22 protein-coding genes are annotated in these 22,898 nt (G+C 62.1%); 9 read left to right on the forward strand and 13 right to left on the reverse strand.

Features of this window, described 5'->3' with window-relative positions; genetic code table 11:
• Positions 1–6 precede the first annotated feature (6 nt).
• Both DXY35_RS05235 and mrdA read left to right on the forward strand, forming a co-directional pair.
• Positions 7–390, forward strand: a complete 384-nt coding sequence (locus DXY35_RS05235) for a hypothetical protein (protein ID WP_115081414.1) — start codon at positions 7–9, stop codon at positions 388–390.
• Positions 387–2,174, forward strand: coding sequence for a penicillin-binding protein 2 (gene mrdA / locus DXY35_RS05240; protein WP_115081415.1), 1,788 nt, complete (start codon positions 387–389; stop codon positions 2,172–2,174). Before DXY35_RS05235 ends, mrdA begins: the two co-directional genes overlap by 4 nt.
• Here the strand turns inward: mrdA and DXY35_RS05245 are convergent.
• The 4 genes from DXY35_RS05245 to DXY35_RS05260 form a co-directional block, all read right to left on the reverse strand.
• The gene (locus tag DXY35_RS05245; protein ID WP_115081416.1) at positions 2,171–3,316 is read right to left on the reverse strand and encodes a glycosyltransferase family 1 protein; all 1,146 of its coding nucleotides are present in this window, start codon (positions 3,314–3,316) and stop codon (positions 2,171–2,173) included. The genes mrdA and DXY35_RS05245 overlap by 4 nt on opposite strands.
• Positions 3,317–3,329: 13 nt before the next feature.
• Complete coding sequence (locus DXY35_RS05250) at positions 3,330–4,526, reverse strand: NAD-dependent epimerase/dehydratase family protein (RefSeq protein ID WP_115009693.1); 1,197 nt, start codon at positions 4,524–4,526, stop codon at positions 3,330–3,332.
• 74 nt (positions 4,527–4,600) lie between these two features.
• The gene (gene psb34, locus DXY35_RS05255) at positions 4,601–4,774 is read right to left on the reverse strand and encodes a photosystem II assembly protein Psb34 (RefSeq protein ID WP_114988853.1); all 174 of its coding nucleotides are present in this window, start codon (positions 4,772–4,774) and stop codon (positions 4,601–4,603) included.
• A 92-nt stretch (positions 4,775–4,866) separates the two neighbouring features.
• Positions 4,867–5,685, reverse strand: coding sequence for a thiazole synthase (locus tag DXY35_RS05260; RefSeq protein WP_115081417.1), 819 nt, complete (start codon positions 5,683–5,685; stop codon positions 4,867–4,869).
• Between the two features lie 51 nt (positions 5,686–5,736).
• Here DXY35_RS05260 and DXY35_RS05265 point away from each other — a divergent pair, with 51 nt between their 5' ends.
• Complete coding sequence (locus DXY35_RS05265) at positions 5,737–6,282, forward strand: hypothetical protein (RefSeq protein WP_115081418.1); 546 nt, start codon at positions 5,737–5,739, stop codon at positions 6,280–6,282.
• Positions 6,283–6,320: 38 nt separating this feature from the next.
• Here the strand turns inward: DXY35_RS05265 and DXY35_RS05270 are convergent, their stop codons facing one another.
• Genes DXY35_RS05270 through rpmI form a run of 3 tightly spaced genes read right to left on the reverse strand, consistent with a single transcriptional unit; the run spans position 6,321 to position 7,452 of the window.
• Positions 6,321–6,839 (reverse strand): hypothetical protein, encoded by a 519-nt coding sequence (locus tag DXY35_RS05270; RefSeq protein ID WP_115081419.1) that lies wholly within the window; start codon positions 6,837–6,839, stop codon positions 6,321–6,323.
• An 11-nt stretch (positions 6,840–6,850) separates the two neighbouring features.
• Complete coding sequence (gene rplT, locus DXY35_RS05275; protein WP_011363098.1) at positions 6,851–7,198, reverse strand: 50S ribosomal protein L20; 348 nt, start codon at positions 7,196–7,198, stop codon at positions 6,851–6,853.
• Between the two features lie 56 nt (positions 7,199–7,254).
• Positions 7,255–7,452 carry a 50S ribosomal protein L35 gene (rpmI, locus tag DXY35_RS05280; RefSeq protein ID WP_006852081.1) on the reverse strand — a complete coding sequence of 66 codons (198 nt, stop codon included), beginning with the start codon at positions 7,450–7,452 and terminating at the stop codon, positions 7,255–7,257.
• 56 nt (positions 7,453–7,508) lie between these two features.
• Here rpmI and DXY35_RS05285 point away from each other — a divergent pair, with 56 nt between their 5' ends.
• Together DXY35_RS05285 and DXY35_RS05290 are read left to right on the forward strand one after the other, a co-directional pair.
• On the forward strand, positions 7,509–9,053 hold the full coding sequence (locus DXY35_RS05285) for a SpoIID/LytB domain-containing protein (RefSeq protein WP_115081420.1): 1,545 nt from the start codon (positions 7,509–7,511) through the stop codon (positions 9,051–9,053).
• A gap of 24 nt (positions 9,054–9,077) precedes the next feature.
• The gene (locus tag DXY35_RS05290; RefSeq protein ID WP_115081421.1) at positions 9,078–10,397 is read left to right on the forward strand and encodes a glycosyltransferase family 2 protein; all 1,320 of its coding nucleotides are present in this window, start codon (positions 9,078–9,080) and stop codon (positions 10,395–10,397) included.
• Positions 10,398–10,453: 56 nt separating this feature from the next.
• Here the strand turns inward: DXY35_RS05290 and DXY35_RS05295 are convergent, their stop codons facing one another.
• The 5 genes from DXY35_RS05295 to tig form a co-directional block, all read right to left on the reverse strand.
• The gene (locus DXY35_RS05295; protein ID WP_115081422.1) at positions 10,454–12,397 is read right to left on the reverse strand and encodes a DNA polymerase III subunit gamma/tau; all 1,944 of its coding nucleotides are present in this window, start codon (positions 12,395–12,397) and stop codon (positions 10,454–10,456) included.
• Positions 12,398–12,420: 23 nt separating this feature from the next.
• Positions 12,421–13,059 (reverse strand): lecithin retinol acyltransferase family protein, encoded by a 639-nt coding sequence (locus DXY35_RS05300; protein WP_115081423.1) that lies wholly within the window; start codon positions 13,057–13,059, stop codon positions 12,421–12,423.
• A gap of 4 nt (positions 13,060–13,063) precedes the next feature.
• Positions 13,064–14,413 carry an ATP-dependent protease ATP-binding subunit ClpX gene (gene clpX, locus DXY35_RS05305; protein WP_115081424.1) on the reverse strand — a complete coding sequence of 450 codons (1,350 nt, stop codon included), beginning with the start codon at positions 14,411–14,413 and terminating at the stop codon, positions 13,064–13,066.
• 90 nt (positions 14,414–14,503) lie between these two features.
• On the reverse strand, positions 14,504–15,178 hold the full coding sequence (gene clpP, locus DXY35_RS05310; RefSeq protein WP_038551825.1) for an ATP-dependent Clp endopeptidase proteolytic subunit ClpP: 675 nt from the start codon (positions 15,176–15,178) through the stop codon (positions 14,504–14,506).
• A gap of 43 nt (positions 15,179–15,221) precedes the next feature.
• Positions 15,222–16,631, reverse strand: coding sequence for a trigger factor (gene tig, locus DXY35_RS05315; protein WP_115081425.1), 1,410 nt, complete (start codon positions 16,629–16,631; stop codon positions 15,222–15,224).
• Positions 16,632–16,788: 157 nt separating this feature from the next.
• On the opposite strand from tig, the gene DXY35_RS05320 reads away from it, so the two are divergent.
• From DXY35_RS05320 to DXY35_RS05335, 4 genes are all read left to right on the forward strand, one after another.
• Complete coding sequence (locus tag DXY35_RS05320; protein ID WP_115081426.1) at positions 16,789–17,811, forward strand: aspartate-semialdehyde dehydrogenase; 1,023 nt, start codon at positions 16,789–16,791, stop codon at positions 17,809–17,811.
• Positions 17,811–18,719 carry a 4-hydroxy-tetrahydrodipicolinate synthase gene (dapA, locus tag DXY35_RS05325; RefSeq protein ID WP_115081427.1) on the forward strand — a complete coding sequence of 303 codons (909 nt, stop codon included), beginning with the start codon at positions 17,811–17,813 and terminating at the stop codon, positions 18,717–18,719. The genes DXY35_RS05320 and dapA overlap by 1 nt, the downstream gene beginning before the upstream one ends.
• A gap of 52 nt (positions 18,720–18,771) precedes the next feature.
• Positions 18,772–20,811, forward strand: a complete 2,040-nt coding sequence (locus tag DXY35_RS05330) for a ribonuclease J (RefSeq protein WP_115081428.1) — start codon at positions 18,772–18,774, stop codon at positions 20,809–20,811.
• Positions 20,812–20,906: 95 nt separating this feature from the next.
• Entirely contained in the window at positions 20,907–21,803 is an 897-nt protein-coding gene (locus tag DXY35_RS05335; RefSeq protein ID WP_137006714.1) for a hypothetical protein, read from the forward strand.
• A gap of 888 nt (positions 21,804–22,691) precedes the next feature.
• Here DXY35_RS05335 and DXY35_RS05345 read toward each other — a convergent pair.
• Positions 22,692–22,892, reverse strand: a complete 201-nt coding sequence (locus DXY35_RS05345; protein ID WP_115081431.1) for a hypothetical protein — start codon at positions 22,890–22,892, stop codon at positions 22,692–22,694.
• Positions 22,893–22,898 lie beyond the last annotated feature (6 nt).

The following is a 22,898-nucleotide window of genomic DNA, read 5'->3' on the forward strand; positions in this document are numbered from 1 at the left end:
GGCCCCATGGCCGCTGATTCCAACTCCGATAACCCGCTCGACCAGTTGCGTCTCTCCTTGATGCAGGACGTGCTGCCTGTGGGGCTGGCCGTGATGGAGCGGGCCCGGCAGGGGGGTCCCGGCAAGGTGGTGGAGGCGTTCACGGCCGGCTCGGAGGACCCCATCGCTGATTTGCGTCAGGAAGGGGAGCCCGTGGCGCGGGGCGTCCGAGACCAGCTGGATGCCGTGAGCCCCGGGCTGGGCAATCCGGTGATGCCTGTCTCGGTTTCTGTTGATGAACCGGCAACGGTTGAACAGGACGGCCCCGACGATTTGCTGCCGACTTTGCGGCGGATCGAAAAGCGCCTCGAGGAGTTGCGCCGCCGTTTGCCAGAGCCGCAACAGGAATGACCCGTTCTGTCCAGCAGCGTCAGACCGGTCTGCGTCAGCAACCCCTGGTGCTGCTGATGCTGGTGTTGCTGTTCTGCAGCGCCATGGTTGGTCGCCTGGTCTGGATGCAGCTGCTGGAGGGGGCCCGTTTTCGCGAACTGGCAGACGAAAACCGCATCCGTCTTGTGCCTCGCTCGCCCATTCGTGGTCGGTTGCTTGATCGCAAAGGCCGGGTGCTGGCCACCAGCAAACTCACTTATTCGCTGTACCTTGAGCCGCGCCTGGTCAGCGATGACGACTGGCCTGATCTGCGGGATCGCTTGGCATGGCTGCTAAGCCTGAAGCCTGATCTGCTCGACCAGCGCCGGCAGAAGGGCCTGGATCGGGATGGTTACCGCACCACGTTGGCCCTCGATCTCAAGCCGGAACAGGTGCTGCGCTTCCGGGAACAGGCCCTGGGGTTGCGGGGCGCCCAGGTGGATGTCGACATCCTGCGCTCCTATCCCAACGGAACCCTGGCGGCCCATGCCCTCGGCTACACCCAGCCGATCACGGAAAGCGAATTCGAAGTGCTGGCGGAGAAGGGCTACAAGATCCGCGACCGCATTGGTCGTACCGGTGTTGAGGCGGCCTACGAGCGCCATCTGCGTGGGAAGTGGGGCGGCCAGATGCTCGAGGTGAATGCCATGGGCGAGGTGCAGCGCAACCTGGGCGATCGACCGTCTCAAGCAGGAAAGGATCTTGTTCTCACCCTCGATCTGGATCTGCAGCGGGTGGCGGAGCAGGCGCTGGCCGACAAGCCTGGTGGTGCCGTTGTGGCGCTGGAGGCCGCAACGGGTGCCGTGTTGGCTCTGGCCAGCCGTCCCAGCTTTGATCCGAACTTCTTCTCCAAGCTGATCACCACTCAGAAGGAGTACGACGCCCTCTTTTCCAATCCGAAGAAGCCGTTGTTGTCCCGGGCCATGAATCCCTATGACCCCGGCAGCACCTGGAAGCCGGTGACGGCGATGGCCGGCATGGAGTCGGGCCAATTCCCGCCCGACACCATGCTCCATACCAAGGCCTGCATCCCCTACGGCGGCCATTGCTTTCCGGATCACAACGGCAAAGGTTTCGGCACCATTGGTTATGCCGATGCCCTGCGCCACTCGAGTAACACGTTCTTCTATCAGGTGGGCGTCGGGGTTGGATCCCTGGCGTTGAAGCAGGCTGCTGATCAGCTTGGGTTCCAGCAGAAAACCGGCATTGAGATCGGCTGGGAGGAGAGCGTCGGGCTGGTGGGAGATGAGCCCTGGGCCGATCGTGGCCGGGGTTGGGCGGAGCCTGGCACGGTGCCCTGGATCCCTGAAGACATGGCCAGTGCCTCCATCGGTCAGTCCGTTGTGCAGATCACTCCTCTGCAGCTCGCCCGCGCCTATGCGGTGTTCGCCAATGGTGGTTGGTTGGTAACGCCCCATCTCGCCGCCGGCGACATCGACTGGCTGAGTCCGGAGCACCGCACCAAGGTGGCGATGAAGCCATCAACGTTGCAGACGATCCGGGAGGGCCTGCGCAAAGTGGTGGAGGCCGGAACCGGTGCCGGACTCAATGGCCCTGGCATTCCTGCTGCGGCGGGCAAAACCGGAACGGCTGAAGACAGCACGGGAGGGCCTGATCACGCCTGGTTCGGCTGCTATGCCCCCTATCCCGACGGCAAGATCGTTGTAGTGGCCTTCGCCCAGAACACTCCTGGAGGGGGATCGGTTCACGCTCTGCCCATGGCCAAGAAGGTGCTGGCGGAGTGGGAGCGCACTCGGCAGCGCTAGGCGGCCGTGAGTTGAGGCGCTGACAGCACCGTGCGGTAGTAGGTGCGCAGTTGTTCGGTGGCGCCTGCCCAGCCCCAGCGCTCGGCTTCGGCGCGGGCAGCAGTTCGCAGGACCTGGCGTTCCAGGTCGTTGCCCAGCAGGCGGCGGGTGGCTTCGATCAGGCTTGCAGCGCCACCATCGGCGCCGTCGGGTTCGTAGAGGCAGCCGTTGACGCCGTCGGTGATGATGTCGGGGATGCCGCCACGGTTGGCGCCGACCACTGGACAGCCGGCTGCCATGGCTTCCAGCAGCACCAGCCCCAGCGTCTCGGTGCTGGAGGGGAAGAGGAAGGCATCGCCGCTTGCGTAGGCCCCTGCCAGGTCGTCCCCGGCGAGGTAGCCGACGAAGGTGGTGGCTGTTCCCTCGAAGTGCTTCTCCAGTTGTTGGCGGTGGGGACCATCGCCCACCAGGGCTAGTCGTGCATCGGGAAGGGCCTCTAGCACGGGGCGGATCCGTTCGATCTGCTTCTCCGCCGAGAGGCGGCCGACGTAGAGCAGCAGGGCTCCACGGTCGTCATGGCCCCCGAGAAGCCGCTGGCGCAATTCCGCGCTGCGCAGCTCGGGACGGAACAACTCTGTGTCCACACCCCGCTGCCAAAGATCAGTGTGCTGAATGCCTTTGTCGCTGAGCTCCTTCACCATGGCGGTGGAGGTGCACAGATTCAGCAGGGCCTGGTTGTGGGCGGCCTTGAGCATTTCCCAAAGCAGGGGCTCCAGCATTCCCAAGCCGTAGTGCTCGAGGTACTTGGGCAGGTGGGTGTGATAACTCGCGACCAGGGGGATGCCTTTGTTTTTTGCGAGCCAGATGCCGCCAAGACCCAGCACCGCCGGGTTCACAACGTGGATCAGATCGGGTTGAAACGCATCGATCGCTTCTGACACCGCCGGGCGAGGCAAGGCCAGTTTGAGCTCGGGATAGAGCGGCAGGGGCATTGCCGGAACACCGATCAGGCGTGCTCCCATGTACTCATCTGGACAGCCCTCCGGGCAGAAGACCACCACTTCATCGCCGGCGTCCACTAGATGCTTCACCGTCTTGGTCAGACGGGTGACGATGCCATCGACCTTCGGCAGGAAGGTTTCGGTGAAGAAGGCGACTTTCAAGGATGAAGTTCGATCAGGACGCGGTGCCGATGGCCTGGGCTTGGGTTTTGGTCCAGGCGGAGGTGCAGAGGATGCGGTTGCGGTCGCAACGGTCGGCGTAGCGGGTGGCGATCTCCACCACTTCCTTCAGCAGGCCGTCATCGAGGGTGGTGGGGTTGAGGCCCAGCTCGATGAAGCAGCGGTTATCCACGATCAGATCGTTTTCAACAGCCTCATTGCGGGGGTTGGGCAGGTTGTTGACCTGAGCGCCGGTGAGGGCGGCCACCTTCTTGGCCAGTTCACCCACCTGATGACTTTCGGTCATCTGGTTGAAGATCTTCACCCGCTCCCCTTGTTCCGGAGGGTTCTCCAGCGCCAGCTGGACGCAGCGCACGGAATCGCGGATATGGATGAAGGCGCGGGTCTGGCCCCCGGTTCCATGAACGGTGAGCGGATAGCCAATGGCGGCTTGCATTAGGAAGCGGTTCAGCACCGTGCCGTAATCGCCGTCGTAATCGAAGCGATTGGTGAGCCGCGGGTCACGGTCGGTGGCATCGGTGTTGGTTCCCCAGACAATGCCCTGGTGCAGGTCAGTGATGCGGACCTTGTCGTTTTTGTTGTAGTAGAGGAAGAGCAGCTGATCGAGCGTCTTCGTCATGTGATAAACGCTGCCGGGGCTTGCCGGGTGGAGGATTTCCTCCTCAAAGCGGCTGCCGTCGGGCTGGGGCACTTCCACCTTGAGGTAGCCCTCAGGGATGGTGGCGCCGCGGTGGGAGCCATAGCCGTAGACGCCCATGGTGCCGAGGTGCACCACGTGGATGTCCTGACCGCTTTCAACGATGGCCGCCAGCAGGTTGTGGGTGCCGTTGACGTTGTTATCGACGGTGTAGCGCTTGGTGGCGCTGCTCTTCATCGAATAGGGGGCGGCCCGCTGTTCCGCGAAGTGGACCACGGAATCGGGGCGCTCGTCCCGAAGCAGATCCAGCAACCGCTGGTACTCATGGGCGATGTCCATGTGGACAAACCGCATCGGCTTGCCGCCGGTTTCCTCCCAAGCTTTGAGGCGCTCACCGATGCTCACGATCGGCGTCAGCGACTCAACTTCAAGGTCGATGTCGATCTTGCGACGGCTGAGGTTGTCCACGATCAGAACGTCGTGGCCCTGATCCGCCAGGTTCACCGCACAGGGCCAGCCGCAGAAGCCGTCACCGCCGAGAACGAGAACTTTCACCCCAAACTCCTGCTGGAACGAGCGTAATGCTCAGTCTTGGCAAGCTACTACAGGGATTTTCAGTGTGAGCCGTCTCAGCTGATGGCGACGGTCACCGCCACCATCGCGGCCACGATCAATCCACCGCTCACCAGCATCATCATTGAGCTGCGGTTGCGGCTCTGGCTGGTGGCGACGTCCATCACCTCCATGCGTGGCTCCTTGGCGAAGGCGTTGAGACGACCGCCGTCTTCAGTGGTGACCGACATGGGTCCAATGCGACTGGTCGGACCTTATGAGTCCAAATGCTCATTGCCTGCCTTTGTGAAGCAGGCTTCACCTCACTTCATGTCTCTTCACTTCATTGGGGTGACTGCACCAGGCCCGTGGTCGGTGAGCTGGCAGAGGCCTGATCCCTCCGCGGCAAGCGCCCGGAGAGGTGGGCGGTCCGCCCGGCCATCACCGCCTGGCCCATGGCCTCGGCCATGGCGGCGGGGTCGCCCGCTAGGGCTATGGCGCTGTTGACCAGCACGGCATCGGCGCCCATTTCGAGGGCCTGTGCCGCCTCGCTTGGAACACCAATGCCGGCATCCACCACCACTGGAACCCCGGCGTTTTCGATGATTAAACCGATGTTGGCGGCATTGTTGAGTCCCTGACCCGAGCCGATCGGAGAGCCCAGAGGCATCACCGTGGCGCATCCGACCTCCTCCAGCCGTTTGGCCAGCAGCGGATCTGCATTGATGTAAGGCAGAACTGTGAACCCTTCCTTCACCAGTTGTTCTGCGGCGTTCAGGGTGCCGATCGGATCGGGCAGAAGATGCCGGGCGTCAGGAATCACCTCCAGCTTTACGAAGGTGTTGTCCTCCTGTCCCGCCAGCTTGGCGAGCTCCCGCCCAAGCCTGGCGACACGCACAGCTTCCTCCGCATTGATGCAGCCCGCGGTGTTGGGCAGCATCCAGATCCGTTTCCAATCAATGGCTTCCATCAGGCCCTCGTGGCCTGCCGCCACGGTCTGCACCCGGCGCACAGCCACTGTGACCATGTCGCAGCCGGATCGCTCAATGCTCTGCTGCATCGATGTCATGGATGGATATTTGCCGGTGCCCGTGAATAGACGGCTGTTGAACTGCCGCCCGCCAATGGTCAGGGGGTCGGAGTTGGGGGAGGGCGAATCCATGACGCGTCTGAGCAAAAGGGCCTACCTTTCTTTCATCATCCATCGTCTTCCATGCCGTTCCTGCTTGCCATGGATCTCCCGGCTGGCAGCCAGGTGTCGTTCCAGACCAATCCCCAGTTGCCTCTGGATCCGATTCAGTTGGCGGTGCCTATGGAGATTGATCAAGGCTCAGTGGAGAGCTTTGACCCAGTTGCACGCGCTGCAGAGCTGGCGGTATCGCTGCCCCGTCAATGGTGCGGCACATTTGAGCCTTTTGATGGCAATCCCACCGTCGATGTCACGTTGGACATCACCCAAATGACGGCGATGGGCCAGATGGTGGATCTCCGGGGCACGATGACCCTTGGTTCCGTCACCACACCGGTTCAAGGCAATGTCCATGCCAAGTCGGATCAGCTGGACCTCATCCCCTTGGCGGATCCTCTGATTGCGGGGATTGAGCCTGGCGGCGTCTTCCTTGGACTGCAAATGTTCAGTCCCACCAGCTGGCAGGCGTCTCGATTGATCAACGTGGCCGACCCCAGCACGGGAGTAGGTGGACGCTTGGCGATGACCGCAAGCTGCCAGGAGGAACCTCCGGTTCAGCCGCTCTGGTGACCCCAATCTTTTGAGGTTCTGAGAACATCTGAAAGAACTCAGCTGTTCCGACGCTTGAGTTTTTTCAATCCTTTCTTTGCGGTGGCGTTGTCGGGTTCCAGTTGAAGCGTCTTCTCGTAGAGGGAAATCGCTTCAGCGTCCTTCAGCAACTTTTCTTGGGCGAAAGCCAGGTTGTTGATTGCCACGGGGTAGTCCGCTTTCGCCTTGAGGGCGAGCTTGTAGTGCTTGGTGGCGCCGGAGTAATCCTTTTGCGCGGCAAAGGCAAAGCCGAGCGCGTTTTCGATCACCGCACGGGCTTCATCCGGCTCACCACTCAGGCGTTTCAGGGCCTGCTTCAAGGTGGCAGCTGCTTGTGGATACAGCCTTTTCCGTAGTTGAACGGATCCGAGCTCGTAAAGGTCAGATGCCTGTCGTGACGAGGCCGTGTCGGATTTCTCGAGCTCGATCAGGCGTGCTTCATCGCGACGCACTCGCAAAAACTGGCGGCCCACCACCACCGCAACGATGGCAAGCAGGCCGACCAGGCCCAGCAGGTAGGTCTGGGGCAGCAGGTTCACAGTTGGGAAATTCAGCTCTTGGCTGCAGCCACGACGTTAGTGAAGCTGCCGGGGTCAACGACCGCCAGCTGAGCCAGCATCTTGCGGTTCAGGCGAACATCGGCCTTCTTGAGACCGCCCATCAGACGGCTGTAGCTCACACCATTCAGGCGGGCAGCGGCGTTGATGCGGGCAATCCAGAGGCGACGGAAATCACGCTTGCGACGACGACGATCGCGGTAGGCGTTGCAGAGGGCTTTCATCACCCGCTGGTTTGCTGTACGGAACAGGGTTCCATTGCCACCACGGAAGCCACGGGCCAGTCGCAGGATCTTGTTGCGGCGTTTACGGGCGACGTTGCCTCTCTTGACGCGGGCCATGAGGTTGGAAGGGTTGGATCAGGTCTTGTTGAACGGTCTCGTCTGAGCTGCTGAGCTCAGGCGTAGGGCATCATCAGGGTCACGCGCTCCTCATCGGTGCGGTCCACCACGGCCTTGGTGGCCAGATGCCGCTTCTGCTTGGGCGTTTTGTGGTCCAGCAGGTGGTTCCGGAAAGCGCGACGACGCAGAAATTTGCCAGTGCCGGTTGCTTTGAACCGCTTCGCGGCAGCTTTGCGGGTCTTCAGCTTGGGCATTGGTCTGCTCGTTCGGACACAAACGACAACAATACGTCCCGACGTGCCCCCGTTGAATGATTCGGCTCTTGACGCTCACATTGCTGCTTTGCGTGGGTCTTGGCTGCCGCGCCCGTGAGCACAGCGATTCTCTCCAACCTGCTGTGGTGGAAACGGTTCAGCGGGCGACGCACCGTTCCGTCGCTGACCCACCGCCGGTTGAGGGCCATGAACCGGTGCTCTGGGTGGCTTTGGAGGATCATCTCGGTGCTGCTGAAACAGCAGCTCCTTTGAATCTGCGGGCTTTTGCTGGATCGCTAAGCCTTCGCGACGCCACTGGGGTGCAAGGCAGTGGTTCAGATTTCGTGATCACTTGGCGAAACGTTGCCCTGGCCCGTCCGATGACGTTGGCTCGCCGGGTTGCAGGTCCCTTCGCCAGCTTCGAGTCGGCGGATCGTGTTGCCTCCCGTTGGCGTGCTCTAGGGGTTGCAGCTGAGGTGGCCCATCCCAGGGAGTGGGAGGTGTGGGCGCCGGAGAGTTCGCGTGTGCCCGACGGTCTGGCTGTGCGTGATTGGCAAAGCACCGTCACCAGCACCGTCGAACCGGTGTTGCAGACGCCGGAGGGGGGACGCCCCCTGCAGGGACCTCTTCTGATTGAAGCCTCGGATGGATTGCTCTGGGCTGGTGGACGTTTTGAAGGGCCCTTCCGCTTGCAAAGGGATGCCTATGGCAGCTGGACCCTTGTGGAGCAGGTGCCGGTGGAGCGCTACCTCGAGGGGGTGGTTCCCCACGAGATCGGTGCGGGTTCACCGATGGCGGCGTTGCAGGCTCAGACCGTTCTGGCGCGCACCTGGGCTCTAGCCAACAGCCATCGCTTCAGCGTTGATGGCTATCACCTCTGCAGCGACACCCAGTGTCAGGTCTACAGCGATCCCCGCCACGCGGGAGCCGCTGTGCGCGAGGCGATTGCAGCCACCCAGGGCAAGTTGCTCAGCCTGAACAATCAGCCGATCAGCGCCGTGTATCACGCCACCAATGGCGGGGTGATGGCTGCCGGGCCGGAAGCCTGGGCCATGCAGAGCACCACTTATTTGCGTGCGCAGCCGGATGGGGATGAGGGCTGGAGCAACCGTCATCCCTTGCCCCTGCAGCAGCGCCAGGCGGTGCAGGCGCTGCTGGCGGATCGCAGCGGGGCCTTTGGCCAGCGGCACCCCCGCTTCCGCTGGACCCGAATCCTTTCGGGTCCGACCTTGCGTCAGGCCCTTGGCGCAGCCGCAGACCCGCTGGTTTCGCCTTTGCAATTGAAGGTGCTCGAGCGGGGCGCCAGCGGCAGGGTGCTGGCCTTGCAGATCTCAGGCAGCAGCGACGCCGCTCCGGTCATCCTCAAGTTGGATGCCATTCGCCGGACCCTCCGCACGCTGCCCAGCACCCTGTTCGTCTTGGAGCCTCAGGGGACTGAACGCTGGTTGGTGGTGGGTGGTGGCTTTGGCCATGGGGCTGGTTTGTCGCAGGCTGGAGCCATTGATCTGGCCTGGCGTGGCTGGCCTGTGGAGCGGATCCTGAGCCATTACTACCCAGGGACTGTCTACGGCCCACTCTCAACACTGGTGCAGTCCCCTTAAAGTCCTTCCCACCTGGGCAGCTGGATGAGCTCGAACGCCACATCGGGTGATCACCGTCGGGTGAAATCGGCAGCGTTCCTGTTCGCATGCGGATGTGCTGGTGCTGCTCCCCACTGGCTGGACTCCGCCCGTTCGCTCTGGCCTGCCATCAGTCTTGCCCTGATGCTTGGGGGCTATGGCCTCCGTTCCGTCATGCGCGGGCAGCTGACGCGTGGGTCATCGGTGTCCGTGCCGGAGATTGATCGGACGAAGCTTCCCAGCCTGGATGTGGTGGTGGCCGCCCGCGACGAAGAGGCGGTGGTGCCGCGTCTGGTGGAGCGGCTCACTTCACTGCGTTATCCGTCCGGGCAGCTCACCACCTGGGTGATCGACGACGGCAGTCTTGATCGAACCTCTGAGCTGCTGGACGATCTGGCCAGCCAGCACCCTGAGCTGAACGTGATCCATCGCCAGCGCAATGCCGGTGGGGGCAAGTCGGGTGCGCTCAACACCGCTTTGGGCTGCCTCAAAGGTGAGTGGCTGCTGGTGCTTGATGCGGATGCTCAGTTGCAGGACGACTTGCTCGAGCGCCTTATTCCCTACGCCCTGGAGGGTGGCTGGTCGGCGGTGCAGCTGCGCAAGGCCGTGATTGATGCCGATCGCAATTGGTTGACCCGATCCCAGGCGATGGAGATGGCTCTGGATGCGGTGATCCAGTCGGGCCGATTGGCCAATGGAGGCGTGGCCGAACTGCGGGGAAACGGACAGCTGATCAAGCGCTCCGTGCTCGAGTCCAGTGGTGGTTTCAACGAAGACACCGTCACCGATGACCTGGATCTCAGCTTCCGCCTGCTGACCCATGGGGCCTTGCTGGGATTGTTGTGGGACCCTCCGGTCCAGGAAGAGGCGGTTCCTGGTCTCTATGCCCTGTGGAAACAACGGCAGCGCTGGGCGGAAGGCGGATTGCAGCGCTTCTTTGATTACTGGCCGGTGCTGACCTCGGCCCAGCTCAGTCTTCGCCAGCGTTGGGATCTGACGGCCTTTTTTCTGCTCCAGTACGCCCTGCCGGTGGTGTCCTTTGCTGATCTGAGCACGGCTCTGATCACCCGAAGCCTGCCGGTCTACTGGCCCTTGTCTGTGGTGGCCTTCAGCGTTTCGGGTCTGGCTTACTGGCGCGGCTGTCGTGGTGGAAGCGAAGGGCCGGAGATCCCCTCAGCGAGCCTGGCCAATCTCCTTGTGGCGATCGTCTACCTCGGCCACTGGTTTGTGGTGATTCCCTGGGTGACGCTGCGGATGTCACTGCTCCCCAAACGCTTGGTCTGGGCCAAAACCAGCCATGGTCAGGAGCATCCGGTTCAGGCCTGAGGTTGTTGCCTGTTGAACGGCATGACCGGGGCGAGGGTCGTTGAATCGACGTTCACTCAGTTGACGTCGTCAACGTCGAGCACCTGACCGTTGAAGAAGTCCGCCAGGTTGCGGGCCTGACGATCAAGGCCTGAGGGAGGACTGGGTTGAGGGTTGGGTTCTGCTGGTGCAGCTGCCGGGTTGGCGTCCATTGGTTTGGCTTGGGTATGCGGCAGTTCTGGCGCTGGCACCGGAGCTGACGCTGGTGTTGCTGAGGGTGCCGGCGTTGGGGCCGGTGCCGGAGTTGGGGGCTCGACCGCTGCTGGGGCTGTTGCGACCGGGGCTGTCCCGACCGGCATGGTTGCGACCGGCGTGGTTGTGATGTCCGGAGCGATCGGGGTGGTTGTGGTTGGTGGAGTGATTGATGGTGGTGTGACCGGGGCTGTTGCCAGCGGAGGTGGCATGGCGCTGTTGCTGGCCTCCAGCACCAGCTGCCGCGAGCCTCCAAGCGCTTTGGCCACGGCCTGTTCCAGCAGGGATGCTCGGCTCTGCACCATCCCCATCCAGTTGCCTGCCACCTGCACAACGGCACGGTTGGCATCAAGGCGCACCAGTTGGGCCTGCTGCGACAGCAGCATTCGGGTGGAGGGCAGTTCGAGGCTGCCCAGGATCTGTTGCCATAGCTCGGGCAGGTTGGTGCTGGCTGCAGGTGCAGGGGTGGAGACCGCCGGCAGTTCCGGTGATGGCGCAGGGGCAGGTTTTGGGCTGGGGGCCTCGATTGCTGGGGCTGAGGCTGCTGCAGGTGCTGCTGCGGAAGCCGTGGGAGCAGGAGGGGCGACTGGTGTTGTCGGTGGGCTTGCTGCTGCCGGCTGCGTTGTTGCTGGTTGTCTTGGGGCCGGAGCTGCGGCTGCGCTCTGAGCTGACACCGGTTCCGCCAGCAACCCCAAAAGAAGCACTTCCAGCCACAGGCGCGGCTGCACGCTTTGGCGCAGTTGTTGCTCGGTGCCGCGCAGTTGTGCCTGCCATTGCAGCAAGCGGGCCCTGCCGATGGTCTTGGCGAGGGCGGGCAGCTGCTCGCGGAACTGGGGCGACACGCTGGTGAGTTCCAGTCGGTCTGGAGCGGCGGCCATCAGCACCAGATCCCGCAGCATCCCGGCCAGACCCTGCAGCACGGCCCCGGGATCCCGGCCCCGGTCCAGCAGGTTTCGGGTGGCCTCCAGCAGCTGCACAGGTTCGGCGCTGCTCATGGCCCCCACCAGTTCCAACAGCTCCTGTTCGGGGACTGCCCCCAGCAGATCCCACACCGCAGCGGCTTCGATCGGCGGCGGCAGCAGGCTCAGCTGATCCAGCAGGCTTTCCGCATCCCGCAGGCCTCCCTGGGACCGCTGGGCCACCACATGAATGGCCTCAGGTTTGATTTCGATCGCTTCCTGTTCGGCGATCCAGCTCAGATGATTGTTGAGGGCATCCAGAGGAATGCGCCTGAAATCAAAGCGTTGACAACGGCTCAGGATCGTCGGTAGCACCCGTTGCGGGTCAGTGGTGGCGAGCACGAACACCACCTGCGGCGGCGGCTCCTCCAGGGTTTTCAGCAGGGCGTTGAAGGCTGCGGTGGAGAGCATGTGGCACTCGTCCACCACGTACACCTTCCAGCGGGCCTGCACCGGTGCGAAGCGGGAGCGTTCGATCAGCTCTCGGATGTTGTCGACGCCGGTGTTGGAGGCCGCATCGATCTCGATCACATCGAGGGCGGTGCCGGCGGCGATTGTGGTGCAGAGCTCGCAGGTGCCGCAGGGTTCTGGGGTGGGCCCTTCGCTGTTCAGGCAATTGAGCGAGCGGGCCAGGATGCGGGCGCTGGAGGTTTTGCCGGTGCCGCGGGGGCCACTGAACAGATAGGCCGGGGCAATGCGGTTGCTGGTGAGGGCGTGGCCCAGGGTGGCGGCGATCGCCTCCTGCCCTACCAGCTGATCAAAGCGCTGGGGCCGGTATTTGTGATGCAGCGGCTGGTAGGCCGAACTCATGCGCCGCGAGCGTTGAGAGGAGATTACTCAGAGGATTCGGAGCCTGGAAGGGTGGGGTGCTGCTGGAGCAGGGCATCAATCCGCTGTTTCAGGTCTTCGACGGCGGCCAGTTCATCGGCCAGGCTCTGGCCCGTGAGCAACAGCCGGCGATCGGTTCCCTCTCCCGCCCGTTCCAGCAGACCCTCCAACTTGTGCAGCAGCGAGAGGCGCAGGCGTTCCAGCTTCTCCACACCCCGCCTGGCCATGGCACGGGCGTCGTCATCGAGCAGGCCCCGCTGCACCAGGAGCTCCAGGCCCCGCATCAGCGCCGAAGGCATCAGCCCGCTCCAGTGACGGGCGCGCTCCAGCACGGAGTCCACCTGGCCACTGCGATGACGTCCGGTTTTGCACCAGGTGGCGAAGTGCTCGCAGTTGTTGAACAGCAGGTTGTAGTCCTGTTCCCCCAGGCGCCCCATGGCCCGGCGCAGGGTTACACCCTGCGGAGATTCTTCGACGTAGTTGATCACCCGCAACGGTTGCCCTTGGCTGAACTCCCCCAAGGGGCTGCGCAGGATTTCACGCCCTTCCAGATAGTGAGCGACGGTTCCGTCGCCGAGGTCGATGCCGTGGTGGTTGAACAGGCCGTGCTGCCGCGGCACCTCCAGGTGGTCAGCGGCAGCCAAGACTTCAGGCGGTCTTTTGTTGTTCCGTGCCAGGCAGGGGCAGCACCTTGCCACCGGTGTGTTCCTCCACCATCGCCCGGGTGACGGTGAACTCCTTCACCGATGTCTGCGATGGCAGGTCGTACATCAGGTCCAGCATCAGCTCCTCAACGATGCCGCGCAGGGCGCGGGCACCGGTCTTGCGCCGGTGAGCCTCCTGGGCAATCGCCTCGATGGCGTCATCGGCGAACTGCAGTTGCACGTTGTCCATGCTCAGCAGGGTGCGGAACTGCTTCACCAGAGCATCGCGGGGCTCCGTGAGGATCGATTGCAGGGCGCTTTCGTCCAGGGGCTCGAGCACGGCGCTCACCGGCATCCGGCCGATGAATTCGGGGATCAGGCCGTAGCGCACCAGATCATCCGGCTCCAGGTGCCGCAGCACTTGGGCGGCTTGAAGGTCGCGGTTGGCGCGGCTGCGTCCACGGCCGTCGCTGGGCATGAAGCCGATGGCATTGCGGCCCATGCGTTTCTGCACCACGTCGTCCAGGCCGACGAAGGCACCACCGCAGATGAACAGGATCTGGCTGGTGTCGATTTGGATGCAGTCCTGATAGGGGTGCTTGCGCCCGCCCTGGGGTGGCACGTTGGCGACCGTGCCCTCCAGCATTTTCAGCAGGGCCTGCTGGACACCTTCGCCCGATACATCCCTTGTGATCGACGGGTTCTCGCTCTTGCGGGCGATCTTGTCGATTTCATCGATGTAGATGATCCCCCGCTGGGCCTGGTCCACATCCATATCGGCCTTCTGCAGCAGCCGCAGCAGGATGTTTTCCACGTCCTCACCCACGTAGCCCGCTTCGGTGAGGGTGGTGGCATCGGCCACGGCGAAAGGCACGTCCAGCATTTCGGCCAGGGTCTGGGCCAACAGCGTCTTGCCGCAGCCGGTGGGTCCGATCAGCAGGATGTTGCTCTTGTGCAGCCGGGTTGCTGTTTCCTCGGTTTCACCCTGGCCATCCCCCTGCCAGGCCAGACGTTTGTAGTGGTTGTAGACCGCCACAGACATCACCTTCTTGGCCGCGTCCTGGCCGACCACCTGCTGATCCAAGAAGCTTTTGATGTCCTGCGGCCTTGGAATAGAAGCCAGGGTCGGGGCCGGCTTGCTGCTCTTACGGGCGGCTGGGGTGGCCTTTCGGCTCGGCTCATTGCTGTGGCGTGGGTTGCCTTGCCCATCCACCAGCTCTTCATCCAGGATCTCGTTGCAGAGATCGATGCATTCGTCGCAGATGTAAACGCCAGGTCCGGCGATCAGCTTGCGCACCTGGTCCTGGGATTTCCCACAGAACGAACACTTCAGATGGGCGTCGAACTTGGCCATCGAACGCTGGGCACCACGCAGGAGAACAACTCAGGAATCAACCGATGGGGTCTCCCTGAACACACAGGATCGAGAACGGAAGGGCGTCTGTCAGCCCTCCGTAATGATTCCTCCGTCCCCGGAACTGTCCACCACTCGATCGATCAGGCCGTATTCAACCGCTTCTGCTGGAGAAAGGAAGTAGTCGCGGTCGGTGTCTTCCGAGATCTTGTCGAGCGGCTGGCCGGTGTGGTCTGCCATCAACCCGTTCAGGGTTTCCTTGAGATACAGGATTTCCTTAGCCTGGATCTCGATGTCCACCGCCTGCCCCTGGGCGCCACCGAGGGGTTGGTGAATCATGATCCGGGCATTCGGCAAGGCAAGACGCTTGCCCTTTGTGCCTCCGGAGAGCAGAAAGGCACCCATGCTGGCGGCGAGGCCGTAGCAGATGGTCACCACGTCAGGGGCGACCTGCTGCATGGTGTCGTAGATCGCCAGACCAGCGGTGACCGACCCTCCCGGCGAGTTGATGTAGATCTGAATGTCCTTCTCTGGATCCTCGGCTTCGAGGAACAGCATCTGCGCCACCAGGGCGTCGGCGACGGCGTCATCCACGCCGGTGCCGAGGAAGATGATCCGCTCCCGCAGCAGGCGGGAGTAGATGTCGAAGGCGCGGTCGCCGCGACCGGACTGTTCAACAACCGTGGGCAGTGGCCCCGGTGCCGAGACGGGCATGGCGGCCCGCCAGCGGTTCTGGATGGGGTGGTGACTGCGGGCGTCGATCACGCGATCGGTATGCGGTGAAGTTGGGTCAATCTATGGGCGTTGCTCAGTCCTTGGCGTCCGCCTTGGACTTGCTTTTAGCTGCGGTCTTCTTGGCGGCGGGCTTTTTCTTGGCTGCAGCCTTGCTGTCATCCGCAGACGGTGCCTTTTCGGTGAGGGTGCTGTTCTCCTCGAGCCATCCCATCAGACGATCCTGCATCAGGTCATCCATCACGGCCTGACGCAGGCGCTCTGGATCGATCTTGGCGTCGGCGGAGAGCTCTTTCTTCACCTCCTTGACCTTGGCGTCCACGTCCTTGTCGTCGAGCTTGATGTCCTCCGCTTCAGCCAGGGCGGTGAGGGCAAAACTGCGGCGCAGACGCTCTTCAGCCTCGGGGCGGGAGTTCTGCATGAGGTTGCGCACCAGGTCGGGAGTGAACAGCGACTTCACATCCATGCCCTGCTGGGCGAATTGGGCTGCGGTTTGCTCCAGCAGGTTGCGGCTTTCCTGTTGGATCAGGGCTTCCGGAAGCTCCACCTCCAGCTGCTCCACCAGGGCGGCGACGAGGGCATCGCGGCGGTTGCTGGTCTGACGGCGTTCGGCGTCGTCCTTCAGCCGCTGCTCCAGGTCTTTGCGCAGGTCCGCCAGGGTTTCCTGTTCGCTGGCCTGCTTGGCGAATTCGTCATCCAGCTCGGGCAATTCGCGGGTCTTGAGGTCCTTCAGTTCGATCTCGAAGGCGGCCTTACGTCCGCGGGCGTCCTCCTTCGGATAGTCGTCAGGGAACTGGCACTCCACGGTTTTGGTCTCGCCGACCTTCATGCCGATGACCCCTTCGATGAAGCCGGGGATCATCCGGCCGTTTTCCAGGTCCACATCCATCGAATCGGCACTGCCGCCCTCGATCTCGCTGCCGTCATCGCTGTAGGTGCCCTTGAAGCCGAGCACAGCGATGTCGCCGTTCTTGGCGGCACGGCCTTCCACAGGCACGACCGTGGCCATCTGCTTGCGGGAATCCTCAAGCATCGCGTCGACCCGGGAGGCGTCGTAGGCCACGGTTTCAAATTCCGCCTTCAGTCCCTTGGTGGTTTTCAGCTTCGGCGTCGGGGCGACGTCGGCTTCCAGGGTGAAGGTGAGTTCTTTGCCGGGCTCAAAGCTCTCCAGCAGGCCGTCGAAACCACTGCTCAGATCAGGCTGACTGATCGGTTCCAGCGATTCCTGCTTGATGGCGTCACGCCAGGCGTTATCGATCAGCTTTTCCAGAGCCGTGGCTTTGATCCGCACGCCACCCAGCTGCTGAACCAGCACCGTGCGCGGCACCTTGCCCTTGCGGAAGCCCGGCAGGTTGATGCTGCGGCTCAGGTTGGTGATGGCGTCTTCGTAACTGGTCTTGCAGCGCTCCCCAGGAACGGTGACCGTCACCGCCAGGCGGCTGCTGGGGCGGGCTTCGGTGGTCACCTTCAGGGCTGCAGCGCTCATGGGGGAAGGGAAAGGGCAGCCCAGCACTTTATGCAACCGGTGAATTCAGGCTGGATCGGTAAGCTGAGCGCGTCGCTAGGCCGGCATCACGTTCTCTACGTAGTGATGTTGGGCCTGAGAAACGACGGGTTTTCGTTCAGATCGTTCACTCCACCGCTTGTCTTCGACCCTTCCCAATCGCCCTCTCAATGTTGCTGTTCTTGGTGCCAGCGGTGCTGTTGGCCAAGAGCTGCTGCTGCTGCTTGAAGAGCGCCGTTTCCCCGTTGGTGAGCTGAAGCTGCTGGCGTCGGCCCGTTCGGCCGGCCAGACCCAAAGCTGGAATGGCCGCACCCTCACAGTGGAAGAGGTCTCGGCCCAATCCTTTGAAGGGGTCGACTTGGTGCTGGCGTCAGCCGGTGGTTCTGTTTCCAAGCAGTGGCGCGAGGCGATCACCGCCGCCGGTGCCGTGATGGTGGATAATTCCAGTGCCTTCCGGATGGAGGAGGGTGTACCGCTGGTGGTGCCCGAGGTCAACCCCGATGCGGCCTTCGCCCACAAGGGCGTGATCGCCAATCCGAATTGCACCACGATCCTTCTCACCCTCGCTTTGGCTCCTTTGGCGGCCAAGCGGGCGATGCGCCGGGTGGTGGTGAGCACCTACCAATCCGCCAGTGGTGCCGGTGCCCGGGCCATGAAGGAGCTGAAAAACCTGTCGCAGACGGTGCTGGATGGCGGCACTCCGAAAGGAGAGGTGCTGCCCTACTCCCTGGCGTTCAACCTCTTTTTGCACAACTCTCCCCTGCAGGCCAACAGCTATTGCGAGGAGGAGATGAAGATGGTGAACGAGACCCGCAAGATCATGGGTCTGCCGGATCTGCGCTTCACCGCCACCTGCGTGCGGGTGCCCGTGCTGCGGGCCCATTCCGAAGCGGTGAACATCGAGTTCGAGTCCCCCTTCCCGGTTGATGAGGCACGGGAGCTGCTCGCGGCTGCACCTGGGGTGGAGTTGATTGACGACCCGGTGGCGAACCGTTTCCCGATGCCGACGGATGTGACCGGTCGCGACCCGGTCGCGATCGGCCGGATCCGGCAGGACATCAGCGATGCCAATGCTCTGGAGCTCTGGCTGTGTGGGGACCAGATCCGCAAGGGAGCGGCGCTGAATGCTGTTCAGATCGCTGAACTCTTGATTCAGAAGTGATGACCCAGGCCGCCACCCTCTCGCCAACGCCCTTCGGCCGTGTGGTCACCGCGATGGTGACTCCCTTTGACGCCAGTGGTGCTGTGGATCTCAGCGTCGCTGGAAAGCTGGCGCGGCACCTGGTGGAGCAGGGCTCCGATGGATTGCTGGTGTGCGGCACCACCGGTGAATCCCCAACCCTCAGCTGGGACGAGCAGTTGAAGCTGCTGCAGGCCGTTCGTGATGCCGTGGGCGGCAACGCCAAGGTGTTGGCGGGCACGGGCAGCAATTCCACAGCGGAAGCGGTGGAGGCCACCAAGGAAGCGGCGGCGGCCGGCGCCGATGGCGCTCTCGTTGTGGTGCCCTACTACAACAAGCCTCCCCAGGAGGGTCTGGAGGCCCATTTCCGGGCCATCGCTGAAGCGGCACCTGAGCTGCCGTTGATGCTTTACAACATCCCTGGCCGCACCGGTTGCAGCATCGCCCCGGCCACGGTGGCCCGGCTGATGGACTGCCCCAATGTGGTGAGTTTCAAGGCCGCCAGCGGCACCACTGAAGAGGTCACGGCCTTGCGGCTGGCCTGCGGTCCGCAGTTGGCGATCTACAGCGGTGACGACGGCCTCACCCTGCCGATGCTTGCTGTGGGTGCAGTGGGCGTCGTGAGTGTGGGCAGCCACGTGGCGGGCCCTGAGATCCGCGCCATGATCGAGGCCTATCTGAACGGCGATGGTGCCTCCGCACTCGCCCTGCACGACGCGTTGATTCCCCTGTTCAAGGCCCTGTTCGCCACCACCAATCCGATTCCCGTCAAGGCTGCCCTGGAACTCAATGGCTGGTCTGTCGGTGCGCCCCGTCCGCCCCTGTGCCCCCTCTCTGACGACATGAAACGTTCGCTCTCCACCGCCATGGCCGCCCTCCGTCAGACCTAGCTCGGTCCGGCTTATCGGCTCACGCAACCCGTTCTTCTACACATCGTTTTCCATGGCTAACAACGCGCGATCCAGCAAGGGTCAGGAGCCCTGCCTTCGTGTGATTCCCCTGGGTGGTCTCCACGAAATCGGCAAGAACACCTGTGTGTTCGAGTACGGCGATGACCTGATGCTGGTGGATGCCGGTCTGGCCTTCCCCAGCGACGGCATGCACGGGGTGAATGTGGTGCTGCCCGACACCAGCTTCCTGCGCGAGAACCAGAAGCGGATCCGCGGCATGATCGTCACCCATGGTCATGAAGACCACATCGGTGGCATCGCTCACCACCTCAAGCACTTCAACATTCCGGTGATCTACGGGCCGCGGCTGGCCCTCTCGATGCTCACCGGCAAGATGGATGAGGCCGGTGTCCGCGACCGCACCACCCTGCAGACCGTCGGTCCGCGCGATGTGGTGAAGGTGGGTCAGCACTTCTCCGTGGAGTTCATCCGCAACACCCACTCGATGGCCGACAGCTTCTCGCTGGCCATCTCCACACCAGTGGGGACCGTGATTTTCACGGGTGACTTCAAGTTCGACCACACCCCGGTCGACGGCGAAAACTTCGACATGGCCCGCCTGGCTCACCACGGTGACAAGGGCGTCCTCTGTCTGTTCAGCGATTCCACCAACTCCGAGGTTCCTGGTTTCTGCCCGCCGGAGCGCTCGGTGTTCCCCAACCTGGATCGCCACATCGCCAATGCCGAAGGGAGAGTGATTGTCACCACCTTCGCCAGCTCGATTCATCGCGTGTCGATGATTCTGGAGCTGGCCCTGAAGAACGGCCGCAAGGTGGGACTGCTGGGCCGCTCCATGCTCAACGTGATCGCCAAGGCGCGGGAACTGGGCTATATGCGCGCGCCGGATGAATTGTTTGTGCCGATCAAGCAGATCAACGATGTGCCCGATCGCGAAACCCTGCTGCTGATGACCGGCAGCCAGGGTGAGCCGCTGGCTGCCCTGAGCCGCATCTCCCGCGGGGAGCATCCCCAGGTGAAGGTGAAGACCACCGACACGATCATCTTCTCGGCCAGCCCGATCCCTGGAAACACCATCTCCGTGGTGAACACCATCGACAAGTTGATGATGCTGGGTGCCAAGGTCGTTTACGGCAAGGGCGAAGGCATTCATGTCTCCGGCCATGGCTTCCAGGAAGACCAGAAACTGATGTTGGCCCTCACCCGGCCCAAGTTCTTCGTGCCGGTGCACGGTGAGCACCGGATGCTGGTGCAGCACTCCCGCACCGGCCATTCGATGGGGGTTCCGGTCGATAACACCCTGATCATCGACAACGGTGATGTGGTGGAGCTCACCCCGGATTCGATCCGCAAAGGCAATGCCGTGAAAGCGGGCATCGAGCTGCTGGATCAATCCCGCAACGGCATCGTTGATGCCCGGGTGCTGAAGGAACGCCAGCAGCTGGCGGAAGACGGCGTGGTGACGATCCTGGCCGCCATCAGCACCGATGGCGCCATGGTGGCCCCGCCGCGGGTGAACCTGCGGGGTGTGGTCACCACAGCCGATGCCCGCAAGATGTCGTTGTGGGTAGAGCGCGAAATCAAGTGGGTGCTCGAAAACCGCTGGAAGCAGCTCTGCCGCAACACCGGTGGCAAGGCCCCGGAGGTGGACTGGATGGGTGTGCAGCGAGAAGTGGAGGTGGGCCTTGGCCGCCGGATGCGCCGTGAACTGCAGGTGGAGCCGCTGATCCTCTGTCTGGTGCAGCCTGCTCCTGGTGGCACACCGGTCTACAAGGGCCGTGCCGATGCTGAGCCCGATGACCGTCCGGCTCCCCGCGGTCGCGGTGGTCGTGGCGGTGGCTCTCCCTATGGCCGTCGCAACGGCGGTGGCGGTGGAACCCCCGCTCCGGTGCGGAACAACCAGGGCAACGGCCGGTCTAGCTCGGCAACACCGGCCCCCGTCCGTGCCGCTGCGGCAACCGCAGTGGTGGAGAAAGTGGCTCCTCAACCGGTGGCTGAAAAGGCAGTACCCGCTTCGCCGGAGCCGGAGATGCCTGCAGGCCGCACCCGTCGTCGTCGTTCAGCGGCCAGCTGAGCGGGCGAAGACCCCTTTGATCCTCTTGATCAGCCCCATCGGCTCCCCGGAGTCGGTGGGGCTTTTGATTTCAGGCTGGAGTTGAACGCGGAGCCATGAGCGCTTCAACAGATTGTTGGATGCTGTCTTTGAAGGAGTGTGAATTATACCGAACTCTGATTGTTGTTTATCGCCTGCTGGAAGCCGTTGTAAGAGGCCTTGATTGTTTTGAGGCAATCTATCCTTCGCCGAACTTTTTGGGCCAATGTCTGTTTTTTGCGCTCTTCAGCTTGGATTATGATCATGAGACTTATGCTGGGCTCATGGTTAAAAGAGTTTCTAGGAAGAAGCTGGAGTCTCTTGATAATGAGGTTGTGTTTTCGCTGAATGTGGCAGATGTCGACTCGTTGAATGCCGGTGTTAAGAAGACACTTATTCTGTTTGGCATGCCTCGCGGTGGGACAACAATGATCGCGAATGTTGTTCGTTCAATGGGTGTTTATTTGGGCGAGGAATTGCCTGTGAATCTTGAGGATGGTGATTTTAATTGGGATATTTTGGGGCGAAAAAATCCGGAATGGACTCGTGAGCAAAAGATTGCTTCCATTCGGCAGGCTATTGAAAGCAGGAATCAAAAATTTGACACTTGGGGATGGAAATATCCGCGTATTGACCTCTATCTGAAGGATATTTGCTCTCAAGTTGTTAATCCTATGTTTGTGTGTGTGTTCCGTGATGTTGTTGCTTCAACATGGCGCGGTGTTGTTCGTCGTGGTCGGCCAGCAGCTGGTGCCATTCGTTACGCGCTGGAGCTTCAGGCTAACCAATTGGCACTCCTTGAAGAAGCTGGTGCTCCTGCGTTGTTGGTGAGTTACGAGAAGGCGATTGATGATCCTCTTCAATTGGCTGTATCGTTGAATCAATTTATGGGCCTTGGTTTTTCGAGGAAGGAACTGAAGGAGCATGCCAAGAGGGTTGATGCCCAAATGGGTTATAAAGCGAGTGAGATGTGAGTTTGATGTGTATTTAGTCTCTTTCGGCACGTTAATGTTTTCTGGTCAAATCTTTTGGATTGATGCTTTCATTGTCTGCTTTCTACGCTGCAGGTTTGTCGGGTCATTGGTTTAGGTGATTGAAAAAGACATGTTGTGGCTATCTGTAGCCCAAGGTCATGGTTTGTCCAAGGTGTTATTCATCCGGATGCTTGCTCGGGGTAGTTAGTAGTTAGGGGCCAGCTGATCGGGCGAAGACCCCTTTGATCCTGTTAATCAGTCCCATCGGCTCCCTGGAGTTGGTCGGGCTTTTGATGTCGGGCTGGAGTTGGACGCGTAGCCATGAATGTTCCAAAAGCGATGGGGCCTCAGGCCCCTGGGGTGCGGGCTCGATGGTGTCGAGGGGTGGCTCTTCTTCGCTGAATGCTTGTTCCTGGTTCGCCATCTCCACCTCTGAACTGGCTTCCGGGGTGAGCGTTGGCTTTGGGCTCGGGGTAATTGTCTCGACGTTGCCTTCGCTTGATTCCTCTGTTGTGGGGTTGATCTCCAGGTCTGTCAGCTGGATGTCTGAATCGGCTGCTGGAGTTACTGTTGTCTTTGGGTTTGGGACCGCAGTGGGAGAGGGATCCGGAGTCGGCATGGCCCTGGGTTCCTCATCACTGGGCAACCACGCGGCATTGCGGTGAACACATCAGCCGGTGCTGCCCTGACTTGATCAGGATCCGTGTTCAGGAATGGATCCTTAAGCAGGTCTGGGACGGCGCCATTGGTTGCGGGAGTCGTACATGCTCCACTGGCGTTGGCTTCTGATCGGCAGCGCTCTAGCCCCTGTTCCGCCAGGGCGGCGATGGTGGCGTCCACGTCACCCTCCAGCACCCGTTCGTAGGAGATGGCGGCTTGCTCCGGTTGCTAGAGCCCATGCAGCTGGATGTGACCCAGGAGCAGCGACACCACCGCCCGCCAGCCCAAGACCAGGCTGGGGTCGTGGTCGTTCGAGGCGCTTTGGAGTTGATCCCACAACGCTGAGGAGATTGCATGGGCCTCGGCGTACTCCCCGAGGCCATAGGCCCGTTCTGCGGCTTGGTAGTGCTGCTCGAAATCGGCGTCCACGCGTTG

The sequence above is a fragment of the Synechococcus sp. N32 genome (assembly GCF_900473895.1).
Lineage (GTDB): Bacteria > Cyanobacteriota > Cyanobacteriia > PCC-6307 > Cyanobiaceae > Parasynechococcus.